20 protein-coding genes are annotated in these 22,347 nt (G+C 72.7%); 9 read left to right on the top strand and 11 right to left on the bottom strand.

The window, feature by feature from the left end; genetic code table 11:
- The first annotated feature begins 9 nt into the window (after nt 1-9).
- Together IF04_RS0123780 and IF04_RS0123775 are read left to right on the top strand one after the other, a co-directional pair.
- Nucleotides 10-651 carry a maleylpyruvate isomerase family mycothiol-dependent enzyme gene (locus tag IF04_RS0123780; RefSeq protein WP_063829517.1) on the top strand — a complete coding sequence of 214 codons (642 nt, stop codon included), beginning with the start codon at nt 10-12 and terminating at the stop codon, nt 649-651.
- Between the two features lie 64 nt (nt 652-715).
- On the top strand, nt 716-1,126 hold the full coding sequence (locus IF04_RS0123775) for a PaaI family thioesterase (RefSeq protein WP_030261481.1): 411 nt from the start codon (nt 716-718) through the stop codon (nt 1,124-1,126).
- A 21-nt stretch (nt 1,127-1,147) separates the two neighbouring features.
- On the opposite strand, the gene IF04_RS0123770 is transcribed toward IF04_RS0123775, so the two are convergent.
- Complete coding sequence (locus IF04_RS0123770) at nt 1,148-2,074, bottom strand: fumarylacetoacetate hydrolase family protein (RefSeq protein WP_030261480.1); 927 nt, start codon at nt 2,072-2,074, stop codon at nt 1,148-1,150.
- Nucleotides 2,049-3,380 carry an MFS transporter gene (locus IF04_RS0123765; protein WP_051831500.1) on the bottom strand — a complete coding sequence of 444 codons (1,332 nt, stop codon included), beginning with the start codon at nt 3,378-3,380 and terminating at the stop codon, nt 2,049-2,051. The genes IF04_RS0123770 and IF04_RS0123765 overlap by 26 nt, the downstream gene beginning before the upstream one ends.
- 186 nt (nt 3,381-3,566) lie before the next feature.
- Between IF04_RS0123765 and IF04_RS0123760 the strand changes: the two genes are divergently transcribed.
- Both IF04_RS0123760 and IF04_RS0123755 read left to right on the top strand, forming a co-directional pair.
- Nucleotides 3,567-4,889 carry an enolase C-terminal domain-like protein gene (locus tag IF04_RS0123760; RefSeq protein WP_030261476.1) on the top strand — a complete coding sequence of 441 codons (1,323 nt, stop codon included), beginning with the start codon at nt 3,567-3,569 and terminating at the stop codon, nt 4,887-4,889.
- Between the two features lie 5 nt (nt 4,890-4,894).
- On the top strand, nt 4,895-5,641 hold the full coding sequence (locus IF04_RS0123755; RefSeq protein WP_051831499.1) for a FadR/GntR family transcriptional regulator: 747 nt from the start codon (nt 4,895-4,897) through the stop codon (nt 5,639-5,641).
- Between the two features lie 24 nt (nt 5,642-5,665).
- On the opposite strand, the gene IF04_RS0123750 is transcribed toward IF04_RS0123755, so the two are convergent.
- Nucleotides 5,666-5,884 (bottom strand): hypothetical protein, encoded by a 219-nt coding sequence (locus tag IF04_RS0123750; RefSeq protein ID WP_030261471.1) that lies wholly within the window; start codon nt 5,882-5,884, stop codon nt 5,666-5,668.
- A gap of 192 nt (nt 5,885-6,076) precedes the next feature.
- On the opposite strand from IF04_RS0123750, the gene IF04_RS0123745 reads away from it, so the two are divergent.
- Both IF04_RS0123745 and IF04_RS0123740 read left to right on the top strand, forming a co-directional pair.
- Nucleotides 6,077-7,024, top strand: a complete 948-nt coding sequence (locus tag IF04_RS0123745; protein WP_030261469.1) for a hypothetical protein — start codon at nt 6,077-6,079, stop codon at nt 7,022-7,024.
- A 245-nt stretch (nt 7,025-7,269) separates the two neighbouring features.
- The gene (locus tag IF04_RS0123740) at nt 7,270-7,875 is read left to right on the top strand and encodes a response regulator transcription factor (protein WP_030261467.1); all 606 of its coding nucleotides are present in this window, start codon (nt 7,270-7,272) and stop codon (nt 7,873-7,875) included.
- On the opposite strand, the gene IF04_RS0123735 is transcribed toward IF04_RS0123740, so the two are convergent.
- From IF04_RS0123735 to IF04_RS0123705, 7 genes are all read right to left on the bottom strand, one after another.
- Entirely contained in the window at nt 7,805-9,652 is a 1,848-nt protein-coding gene (locus IF04_RS0123735) for an ATP-binding cassette domain-containing protein (protein ID WP_063829516.1), read from the bottom strand. The two genes, IF04_RS0123740 and IF04_RS0123735, sit on opposite strands and share 71 nt — an antisense overlap.
- A complete protein-coding gene (locus tag IF04_RS0123730) occupies nt 9,649-11,382 on the bottom strand; it encodes an ABC transporter ATP-binding protein (protein ID WP_051831498.1) in 1,734 nt (577 codons plus the stop codon). Before IF04_RS0123730 ends, IF04_RS0123735 begins: the two co-directional genes overlap by 4 nt.
- 76 nt (nt 11,383-11,458) lie before the next feature.
- Nucleotides 11,459-11,572: a SapB/AmfS family lanthipeptide gene (locus IF04_RS38390; RefSeq protein ID WP_106975652.1), complete on the bottom strand. Its 114-nt coding sequence runs from the start codon at nt 11,570-11,572 to the stop codon at nt 11,459-11,461.
- The gene (lanKC, locus tag IF04_RS0123720) at nt 11,569-14,211 is read right to left on the bottom strand and encodes a class III lanthionine synthetase LanKC (protein ID WP_051831497.1); all 2,643 of its coding nucleotides are present in this window, start codon (nt 14,209-14,211) and stop codon (nt 11,569-11,571) included. Before lanKC ends, IF04_RS38390 begins: the two co-directional genes overlap by 4 nt.
- 165 nt (nt 14,212-14,376) lie before the next feature.
- Nucleotides 14,377-15,360 carry a DUF6114 domain-containing protein gene (locus IF04_RS0123715; RefSeq protein WP_037960461.1) on the bottom strand — a complete coding sequence of 328 codons (984 nt, stop codon included), beginning with the start codon at nt 15,358-15,360 and terminating at the stop codon, nt 14,377-14,379.
- A 26-nt stretch (nt 15,361-15,386) separates the two neighbouring features.
- Nucleotides 15,387-15,896, bottom strand: coding sequence for a DUF6230 family protein (locus tag IF04_RS0123710; RefSeq protein ID WP_425428446.1), 510 nt, complete (start codon nt 15,894-15,896; stop codon nt 15,387-15,389).
- 321 nt (nt 15,897-16,217) lie between these two features.
- On the bottom strand, nt 16,218-17,516 hold the full coding sequence (locus tag IF04_RS0123705; RefSeq protein ID WP_030261452.1) for a glycoside hydrolase family 18 protein: 1,299 nt from the start codon (nt 17,514-17,516) through the stop codon (nt 16,218-16,220).
- Between the two features lie 343 nt (nt 17,517-17,859).
- On the opposite strand from IF04_RS0123705, the gene IF04_RS0123700 reads away from it, so the two are divergent.
- Nucleotides 17,860-19,032, top strand: a complete 1,173-nt coding sequence (locus tag IF04_RS0123700) for an acyl-CoA dehydrogenase family protein (protein ID WP_030261450.1) — start codon at nt 17,860-17,862, stop codon at nt 19,030-19,032.
- Nucleotides 19,033-19,182: 150 nt separating this feature from the next.
- On the opposite strand, the gene IF04_RS0123695 is transcribed toward IF04_RS0123700, so the two are convergent.
- Nucleotides 19,183-19,596: a hypothetical protein gene (locus tag IF04_RS0123695; RefSeq protein ID WP_030261448.1), complete on the bottom strand. Its 414-nt coding sequence runs from the start codon at nt 19,594-19,596 to the stop codon at nt 19,183-19,185.
- A gap of 207 nt (nt 19,597-19,803) precedes the next feature.
- On the opposite strand from IF04_RS0123695, the gene IF04_RS0123690 reads away from it, so the two are divergent.
- Nucleotides 19,804-20,244, top strand: coding sequence for an Lrp/AsnC family transcriptional regulator (locus IF04_RS0123690; protein WP_030261445.1), 441 nt, complete (start codon nt 19,804-19,806; stop codon nt 20,242-20,244).
- 98 nt (nt 20,245-20,342) lie between these two features.
- Nucleotides 20,343-21,983, top strand: a complete 1,641-nt coding sequence (locus IF04_RS0123685; protein WP_030261444.1) for an amidohydrolase — start codon at nt 20,343-20,345, stop codon at nt 21,981-21,983.
- Nucleotides 21,984-22,347: the final 364 nt, after the last annotated feature.

Genomic DNA, 22,347 nt, shown 5'->3' with positions numbered 1-22,347 from the left:
AGGCCGACGGTGCGCCTGCCCGCCGAAGAGGAACTCCGCCGGGAACGCGCCGGCTTCCTCGACACGATCGAGAGCCTGACCGACGCGGAGTTCGAGCGCGGCAGGACCCTGTGCGCCGGCTGGGCGCCGCGGGACGTACTCGCCCATGTGACCGGCACGGACCGGCTCGGCGACTATCTCGCCAAGGGGCTGTGGATCGACCGGACCAACGCGGCGCAGGTGCGCGCGGGACGGACCATGAGCCGCGCGGAACTGACCGCGGCCGGACGCCGCTGGGCGGCCCGCCCCTCCCTCTTCGGCCGGTGCGCCGCCGCGTTCCTCCTCGGCGACCTCGCCGTCCACCACCAGGACGTCCTGCGCGGGCTCGGCCGCGTCCGCCGCCTGCCGCGCGCCGCGGAACGCGCCGTCTTCCAAGAAGGCGTCCTGCTCAGCTTCGAACACAACAGGCGCCTGCTGCGGCACCGCGTGGTGCCCACCACCGCGGGCCTGCCGGCGCTCGGCAGCGGCCCCGAAGTACGGGGTACGGCCGAAGCGCTCGGCATGTGGCTCGGCGGCCGGGACGTGGTGGCCGAGGAGCTCCAATTCGCCCCCGCAGAAGCCCGATTCACGGAAGAGCAAGACCGTTTTGGACCGCCGGCCGTTACCATCTGACCGTCCGGTGTGGACGATCGCCCGGTGACGATGCCCTGGAACCTGGAGACTGGAGTCCGATGCCATGACGGTCCACCCCGCGTACACCACCGACCAGTTACTGGCATCCATGCCGCTCGCCGTCACCCTGGGCGTCCGTCTCGACTCGGCCGAACCCGCCACGGTCGTAGGGCACTTGGACCACTCGGCCGCGCTGACGACGCTCGGCGGCGCCCTGCACGGCGGCGCGCTGATGACCCTGGCGGACTCCGTCGGCGCGGTATGCGCCTTCCTCAACCTGCCGCCGGACTCCACCACCACGACGCTGGAGTCCAAGACCAACTTCCTGCGCGCCCTGCGCGAGGGCACGGTCCGGGCGACGGCGCGCCCGCTGCACACCGGCCGCACCAGCATCGTCGTACAGACCGACCTGCACGACGACCACGGCCGGCACCTCGCCCAGACCACCCAGACCCAGGCGGTGCTCCGGGCCTGACCCCGGACCGTGCCACCGCCGTCAGCCGCTCCGGTGCGCCCGCCGGACCCACGGGTCGTCGAGCGACTCGCTCAGCCAGTCCAGCGCCGCCCGGCCGGTGCGGACCGGGTTGGCCAGCCGGCCCACGCCGTCGATGACGATCTCCACCACGTCGCCGTCCGCCAGCGTGAAGTCCAGCTCCGGCACGATGCCCGTACCGGTCGAGAGCACCGCCCCGTCCGGGAACGGCTGGCCGTGGAAGAGATGGCGTACGAGGTCCTGCGGGGTGCGGTGGAAGGCGGCCGTGGAGGTGGTGGCCTCGTAGGCGGGCGCGCCGTCCCGGTGCACGGTCATGGTGATCTTCAGGGTCGACGGGTCGCCGATCTCCCACGCGGGCACGATGCCCGCCGACAGGGCCGTACTGCCGGCGTAGATCTTGGCCTGCGGCAGATACAGCGGGTTCTCGCCCTCGATGGAGCGGGAGCTGACGTCGTCGGCGACGAGGTAACCGACGGTCTCGGCGTGCCGGTTCAGGACGAGCGCCAGCTCCGGCTCGGGAACGTTGAGGGGCGAGTCGTCCCGTACGGCGATCGGCTCGCCGTCGGTCACCACGCGCCAGGGCACGGACTTGAAGAACAGCTCGGGCCGCTCGGCGTCGTAGATCCGCTCGTACACCGACTGCTCGGTGCTCTCGGCGATCCGCGCCTCACGCGAGCGTTCGTACGTCACACCGGCCGCCCACACCTCCGTCAGCCCGTCGGCCGGCGGCAGCAGCAGGACGTCGGACCCGGCGGCGTCCGGCGCACGGGCGGCGGTCTCCTCGGTGAGCGCCCGCAGTTCATCGGCGGTGCGGTGCAGCAGGTCGGCGAGGCGCGGCGCGCCGGGGAAGGCGCGGATCGCGCCGGCGTCGTCCGCGAGGCCGGTGCGGACCGCGCCCGTGGTGTCAGCGAAGCGCACGATGCGGGTCATCGGTGATGTCCTCCTTGGCGGGATGCGGTGGTGTGGCGGGGGAGTTGCGGAGGCCGGCCCAGCGGAAGCCGGTGACGACCGCGGCGCCGGCGACGACGATCAGGGCGACGGCGTACAGTCCGGTGGCGCCGGAGCCGGTGGACGACTCGACGACGCCCATGACGTACGGGCCGAGGAAGCCGCCGAGATTGCCGAAGCCGGAGATCAGCGCGATCGTGCCGGCCATCTGAACGCCGCTGAGGATCGTCGGCGGCACGGTCCAGAAGACCGGCTGGGCGCCCAGGAATCCGAACGCGGCGACGCACAGCGCGGCGACCGCCGGGACGGGCGGCAGCAGTGCCCCGCCGACCAGGCCGGCCGCGGTGAGGATCAGGGCGAGGCGGAGCGGGCCGCGCCGGTTGCCGCTGCGGTCCGAGAGCCACGGCAGGATCAGCACGCCGAGCAGCGCGAACACCCAGGGCAGCGCCGAGACGAAGCCGATGCCGACGTCGTCCAGGCCGCCGATCCGGCCGACCAGCGCGGGCAGCCAGAACGTCACCCCGTACACCCCGATCTGGATCGCGAAGTACACGAACATCAGGCGCAGTACCCGGCTGTCGCCGACGATCTCGCGGATGCGGCGCGGCGGACGCGCGTCCTCCGTCGGCCGGTCCGCCTCGATGCGCGCGGTCAGCAGCGCCTTCTCCTCGGCGGTGAGCCAGCGCGCGTCCTCGGGGCGGTCGGTGAGCAGCCACGGCACGGCGAGCGCGAGCAGCACGGTCGGCGCGCCCTCCAGCAGGAACATCCACTGCCAGCCGTCCAGTCCGGCCATGCCGTGCAGCCCGATGAGCCAGCCGCCGACCGGATTGCCGATGATGCTCGAAATGGCCACGGCGGACTGGAACATGCCGGTGGCCTTCCCGCGGTCGGAGGCGGGGAACCAGTAGGTGATGTAGAGGATCACGCCGGGGAAGAAGCCGGCCTCGGCGGCGCCGAGCAGGAAGCGCAGCACGTAGAAGCCGGTGGGACTGGAGGTCAGCGCCATCGCGCAGGACAGCAGGCCCCAGACGAACATCAGCACGGCGAGCCAGCGGCGGGCGCCCCAGCGGTGCAGTACGAGGTTGGAGGGCACGCCGAGGAGGGCGTAGCCGACGAAGAAGACGCCGGCGCCGAAGCCGTACGCCGCCGCGTCGATCCCGGCGTCGGTGGCGAGGTGGGTTTTGACGAGCGCGACGTTCGTCCGGTCCAGGAAGCTCAGGACGAACATCAGGAAGAGGGGCGGGAGCAGGCGTCTGGCCACTTTGCGGCGTACGGTCTCCGCGGTCATCGGACCTCCCGTGCATGGAGAGACATCTGACCGCTGGACCGTAGAGGGCGCGCAATGAGCGGGCAATACTCCGCGCACCGGCAATTTTTTTCGGCGAAACATCTGGTCGCTACCGCAGACATCTGACATCTTGGGCCGCGCCGCTACCCAAGGACGCCGCTACCCAAGGACAAGGAGTGAGCGCCGATGACCGCCGCCCGTATCGTCGATGTCGAGACGATCGACATCCGCTTCCCGACCTCGCAGGACCTCGACGGCTCGGACGCCATGAACGAGGCCCCGGACTACTCCGCCGCATACGTCGTCCTCAAGACCGACGCGCCGGACGGCCCCGAGGGCCACGGCTTCACCTTCACCATCGGGCGCGGCAACGACCTCGCCGTCCAGGCGGCCCGCGCCATCGGCGAGCGCGCGCTCGGCATGACCGTCGAGGAGATCACCGGCGACCTCGGCGCGTTCTCCCGCCATCTGCTCGGCGACAGCCAACTGCGCTGGCTGGGCCCGGACAAGGGCGCCATCCACCTCGGCACGGCGGCCGTCGTCAACGCCGCCTGGGACCTGGCCGCCAAGCAGGTCGGCAAGCCGGTCTGGAAGCTGCTCGCCGACATGACGCCCCAGCAGATCGTCGACCTGGTCGACTGGCGCTACCTCAAGGACGCGCTCACCCCCGAGGACGCGCTGACGATGCTTCAGGAGCGCGCGCCCGGCCGGGCCGAGCGCGAGGCGTACGTACGCGAACACGGCTACCCCGCCTACACCACCAGCGCCGGCTGGCTCGGCTACGACGACGACAAGCTCGCCCGGCTCTGCCAGGAGGCCGTCGACGCGGGCTGGGACTCCGTCAAACTCAAGGTCGGCGCGGACCTTGCGGACGACATCCGGCGCTGCCGCATCGCCCGCTCCATCATCGGCCCGGACCGCCGCCTGATGATCGACGCCAACCAGACCCTCGGCGTCGACGAGGCCGTCGCCTGGGCCAAGGCGCTGGCGGAGTTCGACATCTGGTGGTTCGAGGAGCCCACCAGCCCCGACGACGTCCTCGGCCACGCCGCCATCGCCCGGCAGATCGGCCCCACCCACGTCGCCACCGGCGAACACGCCCACAACGCCGTGATGTTCAAGCAGTTCCTGCAGGCCGACGCGATCGGCATCTGCCAGATCGACGCCTGCCGGCTCGGCGGCGTCAACGAGGCCGTCACCGCCCTGCTGCTGGCCGCCGCGCACGGCGTACCGGTCTGCCCGCACGCCGGCGGCGTCGGCCTCTGCGAACTCGTACAGCACCTCTCGCTCTTCGACTACATCGCGGTCAGCGGCTCCATGGAGAACCGCGTCATCGAGTACGTCGACCACCTCCACGAGCACTTCCACGACCCGGTCCGCATCCGCGGCTCGCGCTACCTCGTCCCCGAAGCCCCCGGCTACAGCGCACAGATCCGCCGCGCGACGCTGGCGGAGTACCGCTACCCGGACGGCCCGGTCTGGAGCGGCCGCGGCCGGGTGGCATCCTGACGTCCATGCCCACCAAGAGAGAACGGCCGGGCCGCGGCGACGGGACCGGCGGCGGCAGCGTCGTCGACGAGGCGATCGGCCGGCTGCGCAAGCGCATCGAGAGCGGCGAGTTCGCGCCCGGCCACCGCCTCCCCCCGGAGGCGGTGCTCGCCGCCGAGCTGGAGCTGTCCCGCCCCTCGCTCCGCGAGGCGGTCCGCGCGCTGGCCATGGCGGGGGTGCTGGACGTACGCCGCGGCGACGGCACCTTCGTCACCGACCTGCGCCCGGACCGGCTGCTCAGCGCCATCGGCAGCTTCCTGGACCTGGCCCAGGACACCGGCCTGGAGGAGATGCTGGAGTGCCGCAAGGTGCTGGAGCCCGGCGCCACCGCGCTCGCGGCCACCCGCATCGACGACGCGGCGCTGGACCGCCTGCTGGAGCGCATCGAACGGATGCGGACCCTGCAGGACCCCGAGGAGCTGGTCCGCGAGGACCTCGCCTTCCACGCGGACATCGTCGCCGCGGCCGGCAACCGCACGCTGTCGTCCCTGGTCTCCTCCGTCACCCAGCGGACCGCCAGGGCCCGCATCTGGCGTGCGCTGGTCAAGTCCGACGTACTCTCCTGGACCCACCAGCAGCACATGGACATCTACGCCGCGCTGCGCGCCCGCGACAGCCTCGCGGCCTTCACGGCGGCCGGCCGCCATGTGGGTGATGTGGAGCTGTGGGTACGCGAACGCCTCGACCCGCTCAGGGAGCGGACGGAGCGCTGAGGAGTACGGCCCGGTCCGCCGTCCTCACACGTCCCGCGGCCAGTAGTCCAGATCGCCGCCCCGCCACTCGATGAGCGTGGGATCGGCCAGCGGGATCTCGTCGGCGTCGGACAGCCCGGCCCGGCGCAGGAACTCGGCGACGTCCCCGCGGCCGTGGGCGAGGCCGACGATCTGGCCGTGAATGGTCACCCGCCGCCCCCCGGCGGTGGGCGGATACACGATCACCGGCGGATGTGTGGTCATACCCCCAGGCTGTCTCCCCGTCGCCCGCCGCGCATCCCGAAGCCCCGAATCCGCCGGTACCGATGCCCGCCGACGGGCCCCGGGACGTACTCCAGAACGCGCTCCGGACGGCGGGCACGCACGGTCGAAGGTGCCCCGGCCAACGGCTACGATCGGCGCATTCATGGCCGTCGCCGGGAGGAAGAGCGAGAGATGGGCCTGTTCCGCCGCGGACCGAAGCGGGATCCGCGCGACACCCCGCGCGATGAGGAGTTCGGATTCTTCTCCGAACGGGAGGGCGGAATCTTCCGCGGCCAGGTGCGGGCGGCCTTCGCGGAGCAGGGCCTGGAGGTCACGGTGTACGCCGGCATGGTCGCCGACTCGGCGGGCCGGCAGTTCGGCCTCGGCAACCTCGCCGCCGTCTGCCACCGCGACCGCCGCGGCGAGCGCGCCTGGCCCGCGCTCGTCCGGGACCACGTCGGCAAGGTCCTCCGTACGATGGACGGCCCCCAGCCCATGGAGACGATGCCCGAGGACGAGATCCGGGCCCGGCTCTACCCCCGCGTCGTCGCCGAGGACTCCCTCCCCGCCTCCGACTCCTTCCGGTACGCGCGCCCGCTCGCCCCTGGCCTGCGCGAGGTCCTCGCACTCGACCTGCCCGAGGCCGTGCAGATACTCGGCGAGGACTCGCTGCTGGACATCGGGGACGTCGCCGAGCTGCGCATCCGGGCGCTGAACAACCTCCGGGCGCTGCCGGTCGAGGGACACGAGACGGTGCGCCGCGGCGACGGCTCGGCCTTCGAAGTCGTACTGGGCGACTCCTTCTTCACCGCCAGCCGGGTCCTGGTCCTCGACGAGCTGGTCGAGCGGCTGACCGGCGCGCCGCTGACGCCCGACGGGGCGCTCGTGGCGCTGCCCTTCCGGCACCAGCTCGCCTTCCACTGCATCCACGACGCCCAGGTCGTACCGGCGCTGCAGGCGATGGCGCAGTTCGCCGCCGCCGGGCACGAGGACTCGGCCGGCGCGATCACGCCGAACGTCTTCTGGTGGCGCCAGGGCACGATGACCCGGCTGAGCGAGCCGGACGGGGACGGGCTGCGGGTGGTCGTCGACGAGGACTTCCAGACGATGCTGGAACGGCTGGTCCAGGACGAGGCGTAAGAGCCGGTGTCCGGCTCCCGGCAGGGCGTCCGAGGGCATTGGTGAGGCCCCGCACACGGGGGATGATGCGGGGCCTCACTCAGTACAACGGCCGTACCCGCCAAGAGGTTCCGTCCTGCCGAAGAATTCCGCGAATAAATCTACGGGTGGCGCTGCGGGGGGCGCGCTGGCCGGGCATCTGCGGACGGAGCTGGACATAATTCTTCAGGGGGTCCGGAGAACAGTGCCGAGACCAGGGAGCGACAGTGATCCGTGTTCTTCTCGTCGAGGAAAACGGGCTGCTGCGCGGAGCGCTCGCCGCTCTGCTGACCCGCGAATCGGACTTCGAGGTCGTCGCGCAGGGCGGGGGAGACGGCCAGGTCCTCGCGCGGGCGCTCTCCTACCGCCCCGATGTGGTCGTCATCGACGTCGACGCCCGCCAGGACGAGGCGCTCGCCACGGCGGGCGAGCTGTGCGAGCGGCTCCCCGAATGCCGGACGCTGCTGGTGGCCGGGTCGCCGGCGTTGGAGCGGCTGCGCAGCGTACTGGCTCTGCGGCCGCCCGGCCTCATCGGGAAGGACGCGCCCTGCGACCGGCTCGTCGAGGGCATCCGCAAGGTGGTCGGGGGACAGCGCTACATCGACCCCGGGCTGGCGCTGCTGGTGCTCGACGCGGCGGCGGACCCGCTGACGCCGCGCGAGCGGGAAGTCCTGCGGCTCGCCGCCGACGGCGCCCCCGGACGGGAGATCGCCGACCGACTGTCACTGTCCGTGGGTACGGTCCGCAATCACCTCGCGGCGATCACTCGTAAGGTCGGAGCGCGGAACCGGATCGACGCGATCCGGATCGCCCGGGAGTCGGGCTGGCTGTGAGCCCCGGTTTCCCGGTGGAAGCCGGTTTCCCGGCTGTGGAACCCGGCTTCCCGGCCCCCGCCCCGTCCTCCCAGTGCCCGACGAGGTCCCGGTAGAGGGCGGAGCCCGCCATCAGCTCCGTATGCGTACCGAGGGCGGCCCGCGCGCCGTCCAGCACCATGATCCGGTCGGCCCGCAGCGCCGAGCTGATCCGGTGCGCACACACGATCAGCGTGCCCGGGCGGCGGGCGAACGCCTCCTCCGCGCGCGCCTCGGCGGCCGGGTCGAGATGGCAGGTCGCCTCGTCCAGCAGGAACAGCTCCGCCGGCGGGAGGTAGGAGCGGACGAGGGCCACCAACTGGCGTTCCCCGGCCGACAGCTCCTGCTGGTCCACGGCCGCGTCGTAGCCACCCAGCCGGTCCACGAGCGGCCGGGCGCCGACCTCGTCCACCGCCGCGTCCACCACCGCCGCCGGGACGCCGGGCGTCAGATAGGTGAGGTTCTCCCACAGCGACCCCGCGAAGACGTACGCCTCCTGCGGGATCAGTACCCGGTGGTGGGCCGGCCCGTCGTCGAGGCAGCCGACCGGTACGCCGCCCAGCCGGACGCCACCGGTATGCGGCGCGAGCACACCGGCCACCAGCGCGGCGAACGTCGACTTCCCCGCCCCGCTCGGGCCCACGACGGCCAGGTGCTCGTCCGGCCGCAGCTCGAGGTCGAGCGCGTCGATCACCGGTTCGGCGGAGCGCGCGTAGCCGAAGGTGACGCCGCGCAGCTCCACACCGGAGTGCCGCGGGCGCCCGGACGGGCTACTGGCTGCGGGCTCCACCGACTGCCCGCTGTCCGAGGGCTCGGCCACCCCCGCGATCCGGCCGAGCGTGACCAGCAGCCACAGTCCGCTGTCCGCGATCCCCCGGACGAGGCTCTGCAGCGCGGGCTGGAGCCCCTGCGACACATACGTCACCGCGCCCAGTACCGCACCCGCCGTCACCCCCCGCTGCACCAGCCACGGCGCCCCGGCCAGGACGAGGACGAGCGGCAGCCAGCCGCCGACGGCCAGCGACGCGGTCCGCACGGCCGTCATCCGCGCCAGCGCCCGGGTGGCCCGCGCCGCCGCGTCGATCCGCTCGCCAGCCCGCTCCCGTACGACGTCCTCCCCGCCGCACGCCACCACGTCCCGCAGCCCGCCGGTCACCTCGCTCGCGGTCTCGGCGACGCGCTCGTCGGCGAGCATCACGTCCCGCTGGCGCGCGGCCATCGCCCGCAGCGCCCCGACGAAAATCCCGAGCCCCGCCAGGAGCGGCGGCAGCACGAACAACAGGAGGGCGGGGTCCAGGGTGGCGAGGCCGAGCAGTGCCCCCACCGCGGAGGCGGTGAAACTCTGTACGAACATCACGACCGCGCCGTACGCCTCCCGGGCGATCTCCACCTGTTCGGTCAGCCGTGCCACGCCGCCCGTGTCGCTCGGCCGGTCGGCGCCGGCCGACCGGCGCAGCGTGCCGGACGCCACCAGGGTGACCAGCTCGTCCCGGAGCGGTTCGACGACCGCCGCGAGCCCCAGCGTCGCGTGGTGCGTCGCCCACGCCCCGATCCCCACCGCGACCGCCAGCACCCCCAGCCAGACGAAGCCCGTACCGGCCCGCCCGGCGAGGAAGCCGTCGTCCACGGCCCGGGCGATCACCCACCCGGTGAGGAATGCCGGGACGGCCTGCACCAGCGACCACCCCGCGAGCCGTACGAACTCCCCGCGCCGCCGGCGCAGCGAGGACCGCAGCAGCCCCGCGGCCGGGCCCCTCACGCCACGTCCCCGGCGCTCGCGGCGGCCTCCGCGCCGGTGCCCGCACCATCCGGCCGGAACGCGGCCCGGTACCCCGGCTGCGACCAGAGTTCGCGGTGGGTGCCCTGCCCGCGGACGCCGCCGCCGTCCAGCCAGACGACACGGTCGGCCCGCGCTGCGGTCGACGCCCGGTGGGTCACGACGAGCCGGGTGCGCCCCGCCAGCGCGCCGGTGAGGACCTGGCTGATGTGGTGCTCGGTCACGGTGTCGAGGCTGGCGGCGACGTCGTCCAGCACCAGCACCCGTCCGGCCTGGACGAACGCCCGTGCCAGCCCGACCCGCTGGGCCTCCCCGCCGGAGATCGGGGCATCGGCCGGCCGGGTGTCGTACCCCTGGGGCAGCCGTCTGATGAACGTGTCGGCGCGGGCCGCCGCGGCCGCCCGCGGCACCTCGCCGTCACCGGCCGGCCGCGGCCCGAAGCCGATCACGTCGGCGAACGTCTCGCCGACCAGCACCGGACGTTCGAAGCCGTACGCCACCGCCGCGCGCAGCGCCGACCTGTCGAGGTGACGCAGTGGCACGCCGTCCAGCAGTACCTCGCCCGCGTCCGGGTCGGTGAGCCGCCCGGCCAGCGCGGCCAGTACGGACTTGCCGGACCCGGACCGGCCCACGACCGCGACCAGGGCCCCACCGGGGACGGTCAGCCGCAGATCCTCCAGTACCGTGCCGCTCGGCCCCCGTACGGTGACGCCCCGGAACTCCAGCGTCCCGGGGCCGTCGGGAAGGCGCTCGCCTCCGTACGCCACCGGGGGCTCGGCGAGCACCTCGGCGACCCGGCCCGCCGTCGCCCGGGCCAGCGCGAGCCGGCTCGCCGACGACACCAGCGAGCTGATACCGGTGGCCAGTACGACGTACTCGCCGGCCGCGAGGACCTGTCCAGGGCTGATGCGGCCGTTCGCGAGCTGCAGACCGGCGACCGCGAGGACGGCGACCTCCAGCAGCGGGATGACCAGCGCTTCCCGCCCCGACACCCGCGCGAGGACCTGCCACATGCCTGCCCCGTGCCGGCGCAGCTCCGGCAGCGGGCCGAGGACGCGACGCACCTCACGGTCCACGGTGCCGGCCGCGGCGATCGTACGGATCCCGGCCAGCGCATCGACGAGCCGGGCGGCCACCCGGCCCTGCGCCTCGTAGTAACGCTCGTTGATGTCGGAGGCGTCGCGGACGAACGTACGCACCAGGGAAAGGACGACGGGCAGCCCCACCAGGAAGGTGAGGCACAGCCAGGGGTCGATGAGGGCCAGCGCGACGACCGCGCCCACCGGGGGCACCAGGTCCACCACGGCCCATACGAGGGTCGAGGCCACCTGCCCGGTCCGCGAGGAGTTGCCGACCAGCCGGCCGACCAGGTCGCCGGCCGTGAAGCGGCGCGTGGCCCGAATGCCCAGGCCCAGTACGTGCCGCAGGAGGGTGTGGCGGAGCCATGCGGTGGAACGGGCCTCGGCCAGCTTTCCCACCAGGTCGTCCAGCAGGTCGCACACCATGAGGACGACGATCGCCGCGATGCTGAGGGTCAGCCAGACGGCGGTGTCCCCGCCGGTGAGCACGGCGTCGACGGTGCGGCCCATGAGGGCGGGCAGCACGGTGTACACACCGGCCAGCAGCAGTGAGGTGGCCATCATGGCGGGCACCCAGGGCCCGCCCCGCCGCGCTGCCGCCAGCAGCAGCCGATCCGCGGCGCGTCGGTCCATGCCTTCTCCCTGTATCTCCCTGTACGCAGACGCGAAGGGGCGGGGACGCCTTGCACGTCCTCGCCCCTTATTGCTTTCAGCAGAGCAGCAGACTCAGCTGGCTGGTGCCGCCGCAGTACTTGCTGGCGCCACTCCTACGCGGCCTGCCGTGGTGAGCGGTTTCCATGCCTTGCAGATCCAGGATCGTCATGTTGTTTCACCTCCGCACTTCTTCTCCATGGGGACGGGATCGGAATGGCTTGGGGGCCCGGGGTGCCGGGCGGGTGGTGGCGCGAGGAACGGCAGCCGTACGGGGGAGTCGTGGAGGGCGGCGCCGAGCGCCAGGAGTACTCCGGCGCTGCCGGTGCCGAGGTCCATGGAGAGCCGCAGCAGCTGCTCGCCGGGGAAGGCGAGCCGGCCTTCGTGGACGACGGCGTACCGGGCCAGCCGGCGTATCTGGTCGGCGACGGCCGGGTCCCGCTCGGCCGCGGTGCCGGCCGGGTGCGCGCGGCTGAGGTGCAGGATCATCCCGGCCAGGCCGTCGAAGAGGCCCGGCTCGACGTAGAACCGTCCCTCGGCGGCCCGGCGGATCGTCGCGGCGGCCGCCGTGAACCCCTCGTTCTCCCGGTGTGCCAGGTAGTCGTCGAGGACGAGGCCGATGCCCACGCTGCCGTCCGCGAGGTAGGGCATCGTCCGCCAGCCCTCGTCGACCTCCATGACCCCGTCGTCGCGGACCATGCACCGGCGCAGGTCCTGCCGCAGGGCCGTCGAGGCGAGGTCGAGGAACGCCGGGTCGCCCGTGTGCTCGTACCACCGGAGGAACAGCAGCGCCGGGCCGGACGAGCCGCGCAGCAGACCGGCGTACGGCTGCCCGCCGCCGCTCACCTCTGGCACGGCGTCCACCGGGCCCAGCCGGGCGGCCACGGCGTCCACCGCTTCCCTGGCCGCGTCCTGCAGGGCCGGTTCACCGGTCGCCGACGCGAAGTGGAGGAGGTTCAGGCCGATGCCGGACAGCCCGCCCCGGAGGTCGAGGCCGAGCCGGAGCCACTGCTCGCCCGCGCACTGGTCGAGGATCTTCAGCGCCTCGCGCCGGTGCCCGAGGTGCTCCAGTACGTACGCGACGCCGTGCAGCCCGTCGTAGAAACCGAGCAGGGACCCGGGCTCCGGGCGCAGGGCGCGCCGGATCAGCCAGTCCTCGTGACCGGGGTGCCGGCCGGCGCCCGTCACGTCCAGCGCGTACAGAACTCCGGCAGCGCCGTACGCCATGCCCAGCCCGCCGCCCGGCGAAGCGAACTGCTCGATGTCGCCGGGGAAGAGCCGGTCGTCCCGCTCGGGCGTGGCCGCCGCGAGGATGGCGCCCGCCAGCTCGTCGCGGGTCTCCGCCCAGCCCTCGCGGTCCGGCCGCAGCCGCGGTTCGGCTTCTGCTCGGGACGTCCCGCCGTCGCCGGTGAGGGTGCGTACCGCCGCGTCGAAGTAACCGTCAGGGACGGGGAACGTGCGTGCCGCCTCCCGGGCGAGCTGTCCCGCCTTGCCGGGCGCCAGGGAGAGCAGGCCGGTCAGCGGCAGGAAGAGGAAGAGTTCGAGGCAGGCCAGGGCGTAGTCGTCGACGGCCGGGCCGTGCACCTCGCGCGGCGCCGTGAACCCCTGCGCGCCGAGGGCCTGTCGCTGTCCCTCCGCGGCGTCCGCCGCCCCTTCGAGGTCGATCAGCACCACGCCGCCGTCGGGGCGCACGATGATGTTCGACGGCTGGAGGTCACCGAGGACCACACCGCGTGCGTGGACCTCGCCGACGGCGCGCGCCACACGGTCGTACAGGCCGACGGCCCAGGCGGTGTAGTCGGCCGTCGCGGCCTCGTCCGCGCCCGCGAGGGTGAGCGGGTAACGGTCGACGAACAGGTCGTTGAGCTCGGTGCCTTCGATGAACTCCTCGACCAGGAAGTGGTGGTCGCCCCGTACGAAGTGATCGTGCAGCGCCGGCACGCAGTCCAGGCCGCGCAGCCGCTCCAGCATCTCCCGCTCGCGCTGCTGACGCGCGACCGCGTCCCGGCCGTCCGGCGTCAGCCCCGCGTACGGGCGGGCCTCCTTGAGCACCACCCGGTCCCCGGTGCGCAGGTCCTCACCTGCGTAAATACCGCCGCCGTTGGAGAAATGCAGGGCGCTCTCGAAGCGGTAGGGCAGGTCGGCGAGGGCGGCGCCGCTGCCGCGCGCCGCGAGATGCGGGGCGAGAAAACCGGGCAGCGGAGCCCAGTCGGGCACCTGGAAGGTGGGCGTGCGCACGTCCGGCACCAGCCGGCCCTCGCCGTCCTCCATCGCGGGCTCGACCTCGCCGTCCGGGGAGACGCAGTACCGCTCGGCGAAGGCGCCGTACCGGACGTACAGCGGGCCCTCGCCCCAGCGCAGATCGCTGAGGATGTACGGCCCGGCCTGTCCTTCGAGGATCAGCCCCAGCTCGGTGAGCACCCGCTCCAGCTCCGCCTCGTCCGCCGGGTAGACCGTCACGAACTTGCCGCTCGAACCCCGGTGGGCGTACTTGGCGTTGGCGAGCAGCAGCGTGTCCTTGTCGGGCAGGAACTTGAAGGCGATCCGGCGCGGGACGCAGTACTCCCAGACCGCGGTGAGGATGTCCGCCGCATTGTCGAGACACGCCGAGACGTGGATCTTCCAGCCCTGGAGGGGGAGCGTGCCGCCGGCGGGGCGGAACACGATCCAGTCGTCCAGCTCGGCGCGGCGCCAGCCGTCAGGGGCCGGCCGTCGCGTCTGCGGGAAGGCGGTGCCCCCGCCCTGCGCGCGGGCCGGCGCGTCGTAGAAGTGCGGGTCCATCAGGCAGTAGACCTCGTAGCGCTTGTCCACTGACCCCTCCCGGCGGTCTGTGCCGCGGGATATCCCTGCGGCCTCTATCTGCGACCATCGCAGAGTTGCCCGACGGGGAATAGCACCGTCCGTCACGCAAAGCACGGGAAAAACACACGCCTCACCCATGACGTTTGTACTGGTCAGGCCGCCCTCGGCCGGTAATCAGGCGGTCGGCGGCACCGGTCCGTCCGCGCGCAGCCGCAGGCCGTCGGCGACGATCAGGTCCGAGGTGACCAGCGCCTGCTCGGCGGAGACATCGGTCATGTACACGAAGGGCGGCACCAGCGGCGGCACGGGCAGCCGGTCCGGGGTGAAGGTCAGGCAGAGCACCCCTTGCAGGCAGCCGCGGAACTTCGTCAGGTAGAGCGTGACGTCGCCGCTCAGCTCCAGCGACGTGGCGCCCAGCCCCAGTTCGTCGCTGCCGTCGCGGGTGAGGAGGCGGTAGTCGGTGAGGGAGGCGGCCTTCATCTTCAGCACCATCGCCCGGACGGGGCCGCGCGCGGTGGGCACGTCCTCGACGCCGGCGAGCGTGAAGCCCTTCGGCGCGAAACGGCTGGTCGTGACGGTGGGGACGGCGGCGGGGGCGGGGCTGCCGGGGCCGGCGGCGCGGGCCTCGGTGGCGGGCGTCCCGAGCGCGGCGAGGAGCGCGATGGGCAGGGCCACGGCGAGGGTGGTGGACGGGCCCGTACGGCCGGCCGGGGGAGCGGCGCCGTCCGGGCCGCCGGCCTGGCCGCCGTCCTGTGCCGCTGGGCCGCCGTCCTGTGCCGCTGAGTCCCGGCCCTCGGGAAGCGGCGTCCAGCCGAAGCCCATCGCCGCACCCGCGATGCCCAGCCCCATGCCGACCAGGAAGCCGCCGAGGTTGGTGGCCGCGAAGGAAATCACGGACAGGATCAGCGCGTTGACGCTCACGTAGTGCCGCGCCGACGGGGCGCACCACAGGAACACTCCGGCCACGATCAGGGCCAGCCCGATGCCGAGCGCCGCGAGCCCGCCGACTCCCAGGCTGACCAGCACGCCGAGCGGCGAGAGCGGGACGAGCAGCAGCTCGGCACCGCCGAGGACCAGCAACAGTCCGGCCCAGAACGGCCGGGTCCGCCGCCACCGGCGGAATCGGGCCCGGGCTTCGGGCCAGGGCAGTTGCTGCACAAGGCGGGCCGGTAGCCGCGGCCGCCTCAGAAGCACTTCTCGCCGTCCAGGCTGACGCCCAGCTTCAGGCCCTTGAGGCGAAAGTTGCCGCCCGTGGCCGACCAGGCGTGCGACTGCACGCCCGCGACCTCGATGTCACCGGCCTGCAGCCCGAACTTCCCCTTCGGGCCGCGGATGCCCGGTACTTCGTCCAGCGTCGAGGCGTCCCGGCCGATCTGCGCCGTGCCGAAGCGCGCGTCACCGACCAGGTCCTCCCCGTCGATGACGAGGTTGTCCGCGGTGACGGGGCCCGCCTTCCCGCCCGCGGTGAGCTTGAAGACCACCGGCCCCATCGGAGTACTGACCTGCGCCGACTGGCAGATGTCGGAGAGCTGTGCCTTGCCGATGCCGAGCAGGGCGACCGGGTGACCGGTGCCGTCGGCGGAGCGGTCGGTGTGCACGTACGAGGCCAGCCCGTCGCTGGTCAACTTGCCCGAAGCCACCTGGAAGTTGGTGCCGGAGACGGCGAACGACGCGGCGAGCACGCCCTGCGCCATCACGGTCGCCAGCGCCCCGACGGCCAGTACCGCCGGCACGGCCACGGCCGCGCTCTTCCTCCAGGACGTGCGGCCTTCTTCCGGTACGGCCCGCTGATTCCTGCCCACTGCTTCCTCCCGGGGGAGCGCTCGGTCATGGCGGTACGGTCACAGCGCTGACGTGCGGTTACTTGCGGTAACGAAGGTAGCTGACGAGAGATTAGGGCCGTTGTTGACGGCGCGTCAACAGTGGCGCGGCAACAGTGCGCAGCAACAGTGCCGCACGACGAAGGGCGGGCGGCCGCAGCCACCCGCCCTCACATGCGACTCATCCGAGGGGCGTTACCGGATCGCCTTGATCAGCTCGCCGCTCGCGGTGTCCCCGCTGAGCTCCCAGAAGAACGTGCCGCCCATGCCCTGCTCGTTCTTGAAGTTCATCTTCGTGCCGATGGTCTCCGGGGTGTCGTAACTCCACCACTGGTCACCGCACTTGGCGTACGCGGTGCCGCCGACCTTGCCGGTCGCCGGGCAGCGGCCCTTGAGGTCCTTGTAGTCCTCGATGCCCGCCTCGTACTTGCCCGGCGCCGCGCCGGTCGCCGTGCCGCCCGGCGCGTCCTGCGTGACGCCGCTCCAGCCGCGCCCGTAGAAGCCGATGCCCAGCAGCAGCTTGTTCGCCGGGATGCCGAGGTCCTTGAGCTTCTTCGTCGTGTCGGCGGTGTTGAAGCCGGCCTTCGGGATGCCGTTGTACGAGGTCAGCGGCGAGTGCGGGGCCGTCGGACCCTTGGCGTCCCAGGCACCGAAGTAGTCGTACGTCATGGGGTTGTACCAGTCGACGTACTGGGCCGCGCCCGCGTAGTCGGCGGCGTCGATCTTGCCACCGGCGGAGGCGTCCGCGGTGATCGCCGCGGTCACCAGGTTGGAGCTGCCGAACTTCGTGCGCAGCGCCTTCATCAGGTTCGTGAAGGCGGTCCGGCCGCTGGTGTCGCAGGTCAGGCCGCAGGCGTTGGGGTACTCCCAGTCGATGTCGATGCCGTCGAAGACGTCCGCCCAGCGCTTGTCCTCGACCAGGTCGTAACAGGACTGCGCGAACGCCGCCGGGTTCTTGGCCGCCTCGGCGAACCCGCCGGACCAGGTCCAGCCGCCGAAGGACCAGATCACCTTGAGGTCCGGGTGCAGCTTCTTCAGCTTGCGCAGCTGGTTGAAGTTGCCGCGCAGCGCCCCGTTCTCCCAGGTGTCGGCCTTGCCGTCGACGCTCTGGTCGGCGGTGTACGCCTTGTCGTAGTCGGCGTACGCGTCGCCGATCGCGCACTTGCCGCCGGTGACGTTGCCGAAGGCGTAGTTGATGTGGGTGAGTTTGTTCGCCGAGCCGGAGGTCTCGATGTTCTTGACGTGGTAATTGCGCTGGTAGACGCCCCAGTTGGTGAAGTACCCGACGACCTTGCTGCCGGCCGCCTTGGTCCCTGCGCCCGAGTCGGGCTGTGCGGCAGTGGTCTTGGCGGTTGTCTTGGCGACGGGGGTGGAGTCGGTGGGGGTGGCCGCGGCGGTCCCGGTGAGCGCGCCGGCGGCCATCGCGGCGGTGCACAGGGCCGCGGCCACGGCCGCGAATCCGTGGTGGAGGCGCTTCTTGTGCGGTCTGAGCATGGTTGCTCCTCGGAGTGGGGGTCCATCGAGGGGGAAGTGCTGTGACCTGCGTCCGCAGTGGCGCCGAACGCGTGGAGCGTCGGGGGAGAAGGTAGAAGGACTAGACCAACTCGGTCAATGGTTTGGACCAATTTGCTGAACTCCCGCACACGATCCGGCGACCACCGGAAGAAGCCGATCAAGGGGTGAAGAGCGCCGCCGTATTGGGCATACTCCCTGCGCCACCGCCGCAGGTCATCGCCTTCCGCGACCCGGAGAGAGATCATCACGGCAGTGGGACCGGCCGCGCCGCGCCACCCGAGCGGCGCGCGCCGCAGTTCCCTACAGGGAGGAGAGCGCCGCCATGACCGAGTACGGCCCCGGACCCGTGGACCGCAGGCTGCCCACCGACGAAGCCCGCCAGCTGATGACGCTCGTACGCGATCTGGCGGCCCGCGAGATCGCACCCACGGCCGCCGCCGAGGAGGAAGCGGGCCGGTTCCCCCGCGAGCTCTTCACCCTGCTCTCGGAGTCGGGCCTGCTCGGCCTGGTGTACGCCGAGGAGTTCGGCGGGGGCGGCCAGCCGTACGAGGTCTATCTCCAGGTCCTCGAAGAGCTGGCCGCCGCCCGGCTCACCGTCGGCCTCGGCGTCAGCGTCCACACCCTGGCCTGCCACGCGCTCGCCGCGTACGGCACGAAGGAGCAGCGCGCCGAGCACCTGTCCGCGATGCTCGGCGGCGGGCTGCTCGGCGCGTACTGCCTCTCCGAGCCCGCCGCCGGGTCGGACGCCGCGTCCCTGACCACCCGCGCCACGCGTGACGGGGACAGCTGGGTCCTGACCGGTACGAAGGCGTGGACCACCCACGGCGGCATCGCCGACTTCTGCACCGTCCTCGCCCGCACCGGGGGAGCGGGCCCGCACGGCATCACGGCCTTCCTGGTCCCCGGCGACGCCGAGGGGCTGAGCGCCGCCGCGCCCGAGCGCAAGATGGGCATGAAGGGCTCGCCCACGGCGCAACTGCACTTCGACGGCGTACGGATCGCGGACGCGCGCCGGATCGGTGAGGAGGGGCAGGGCTTCGCCATCGCGCTCGACGCGCTGGACTCCGGCCGGCTCGGCATCGCGGCGTGCGCCGTGGGCGTGGCCCAGGCGGCGCTGAACGAGGCACTGGCGTACGTCACGACGCGCCGTCAGTTCGCCCGCCCGCTGGCCGACTTCCAGGGGCTGCGCTTCATGCTCGCCGACATGGCCACGCAGGTGACGGCCGGGCGGTCGCTCTACCTGACCGCGGCCCGGCTGCGGGACGAGGGCCGCCCCTTCACCAAGGAAGCGGCCATGGCCAAACTCTTCTGCTCGGACGCGGCGATGCGCATCACGACCGACGCGGTCCAGCTGCTCGGAGGGTACGGCTACACCGCGGACTTCCCGGCCGAGCGCTATATGCGCGAGGCCAAGGTCCTGCAGATCGTCGAGGGCACCAACCAGATCCAGCGGATGGTCATCGCCCGGCACCTCGCGGGCCCCGAGTCACGTTGATGACACAGTCGCGCTGACGACGCAGTTCCGCTGACGGCGCATCAAAGGCGGGCCTGTGTCAGTCGGTTGCTCATCGAGCGGCAAGAGGGTGCGAGTGAGTCGGGCGGCTCACTCGCACGGTGATTCCGCGGTTGCCGGTCCGCGGGCGCGTCAGCGGTGCCGGCGCATCAGGGGGACGCGCACCGGACGGGAGCCGGGGCCGCCCACGTGGGAGAACGGCTGGGTGCGCCAGTCCAGGCCCTCCGGGAGAGTCAGGAGCATGCCACTGTCCTGCTCCTGGGGGTCGAGCACGTCATCGGCGGAGGCCGTCTCGGCCACGCCCCGGCCGGACCCCTGGCAGACCGTCAGGCCGAAGGGGTTCCAGGGCGAGGAGCAGACTGCGTGCTCGGGCAGCGTGTCCTCGTCGGCGAGCAGCGCGATGGGCTGCCCGCAGTCCGGGCAGCTGACGCGGTAGAGCTCGACGGTGTCAAAGGCGTCGAAGTCGTCGTCGCGGAAACTGTCGCCCTCCTGGGCGGCGGTGTTCTCCAGCGTGGATTCCTGCTTCGGGCGTCGCATGATGTCCATCCCCCTCGGGTGGGCTGCGAGTACCGCCATCTTCCTGTGTTGGGCGGCCTCGACCACCACGAGCATTTCCCTGCCTCTCCGCTGCATAATCTCGGCTTCCGGCCGGACACGGAGTGAGGGGTGTGGTGTTCGTCACACAGGGGGCGCACGGTGTCCACGATCCGGCGCGAGCTGCGCCGTAGTGCTCCGGCACAGTAGGTTGATCGTGTGGAGGAGCTGGACCGACAAATCGTGGATCTGCTCGTCAAGGACGGGCGGATGAGCTACACCGACCTGGGCAAGGCCACTGGCCTGTCCACCTCGGCGGTGCATCAGCGCGTGCGCAGACTGGAGCAGCGCGGCGTGATCCGCGGCTATGCCGCCATCGTCGACCCCGAGGCGGTGGGGCTGCCGCTGACCGCCTTCATCTCGGTCAAACCCTTCGACCCCAGCGCCCCGGACGACATCGCCGAGCGGCTGGCCGAGGTCCCCGAGCTGGAGGCCTGCCACAGCGTCGCGGGCGACGAGAACTACATCCTCAAGGTCCGGGTGGCCGCGCCGCTGGAGCTGGAGCACCTGCTGACCCGCATCCGTACGCTCGCGGGCGTCTCGACGCGTACGACCGTGGTGCTGTCCACGCCGTACGAGGCCCGGCCGCCCCGCATCTGAAGCGCGCCGCGCCATCGGGGCGGCGCCGGTCCGGGTACGGCCGCGCCACACCCACCCCGCGCGACCGCCGGGCACGCGCAGGGGCGAAACTGTCCGGTATGAGTGAACGCACCCCCGCACCGGCCCCCGACCGCACCGTCCTGCTGCGCCGCGGCGAGGTCCACAGCCCGGCCGACCCCTTCGCCACCGCCATGGTCGTCGAGGGCGGCTCGGTCGCCTGGGTCGGCTCGGAGGGGGCCGCCGACTCCTTCGCCGACGGGGTCGACGAGGTCATCGACCTCGACGGCGCGCTCGTGACCCCCGCGTTCACTGACGCACATGTGCACACCACCGCCACCGGGCTCGCCCTGACCGGCCTGGACCTCAGCGACACCCGCTCCCTCTCCGACGCCCTGGAGCGCATCCGCTCCTTCGCCGCGGCCCGCCCCGCCGACCGCGTACTGCTCGGCCACGGCTGGGACGCCTCCGCCTGGCCCGAGGGCCGCCCGCCCTCCCGCACCGAGCTGGACGAGGCCACCGGCGGCCGCCCGCTCTACCTCAGCCGCATCGACGTGCACTCCGCCGCGGTCACCACCGCCCTCCTGGACCTCGTCCCCGGCCTGCGGGAACGCGCCGGATTCGACCCCGCGGGGCCGCTCACCGGCGACGCCCACCACGCCGTACGGCAGGCCGCGTACGACACCGTCACCCCGGCCCAGCGCGCCGACGCGCAGGCCGCCGCGCTCGCGCACGCCGCCTCCCTCGGCATCGGCACCGTCCACGAATGCGCGGGGCCCGAGATCTCCGGCGAGGACGACCTCGTCGCGCTGCTCGCCCGCGCCGCCGCCGGCGACGGCCCGCGCGTCGTCGGCTACTGGGGCGAGCTCATCACGACCGCAAAGGACGCGGAGCGCATCAGGGAGCTCGGCGCCATCGGCGCGGCGGGCGACCTGTTCGCCGACGGCTCGCTCGGCTCGCACACCGCCCACCTCTGCACCCCGTACGCCGACGCCGCACACACCGGCAACGCACTCCTCGACGCCGACACCGTCGCCGCACACGTCGCCGCCTGCACCGAAGCCGGCCTCCAGGCGGGCTTCCACGCCATCGGCGACGCCGGGCTCACCGCCGTCGTCGACGGCGTACGGGCGGCCGCCGACCGGGTCGGCCTGGACCGGGTACGCGCCGCCCGGCACCGCATCGAACACTGCGAGATGCTCACCCCGGACACCATCGCCGGCTTCGCCGAACTCGCCCTGACCGCCTCCGTACAGCCCGCCTTCGACGCCCTGTGGGGCGGCGAGCAGGGCATGTACGCCACCCGCCTCGGCGCCGAACGCGCCCGCACCCTCAACCCGTACGCAGCCCTCCTCAAGGCCGGCGTCCCGCTCGCGCTCGGCTCCGACAGCCCCGTCACCCCACTCGACCCCTGGGGAACCGTCCGCGCCGCCGTCTTCCACCGCACCCCCGGCCACGGCATCTCCGCGCGTGCCGCGTTCACCGCGCACACCCGCGGCGGCTGGCGGGCCGTCGGCCGCGACGACGCAGGCATCCTCGTGCCCGGCGCGCCCGCCGACTACGCGGTCTGGCACACCGGCGAACTGCTCGTCCAGGCCCCCGACGAGCGCGTCGAGCGCTGGTCCACCGACCCCCGCTCCGGCACCCCCGGCCTGCCCGACCTCACCCCCGGCCAGGAGCTGCCACGCTGCCTGCGGACGGTCGTCGGCGGCCGGACGGTCTTCCAGCGGCCGAACGAGTGAACCTCCCGCGGCGGGTGCCGCCGGGCGACCTGCCCGGCGCGTACTCGCCCTACCTGCGGCAGTTCGGCACTGACCTGGTTGAACGCAAAAACGACGCAGGTAGAACAGATGTTGACAGGAGCCGGTCGGCGGCCGGTAGGTTCGGCCGAGTCCACCACAAGGACGTCCGACCGGCAGACCTCCGCGCAGTCGTCGAACGCAGCTGGGCCATGGGGTGGTGCGCCGCACAGGCACACCACAACTGGGAGCCAGGTCCACCCCTGCGGCACGGAAGCGACGGACAGGATTCAGTCGGCCGGCGGGTGCGACCCGGGTGGGGCCCGGACGCTCAGTAGACAACGGCTCTCGGTCGACCCGCAGCCAG

The sequence above is a fragment of the Streptomyces violens genome (genome assembly GCF_000717745.1).
Classification (GTDB): Bacteria; Actinomycetota; Actinomycetes; order Streptomycetales; family Streptomycetaceae; genus Streptomyces; species Streptomyces violens.
Note: the sequence above shows the minus strand (reverse complement) of the source record. Positions and strands in the feature narration are given on the sequence as shown.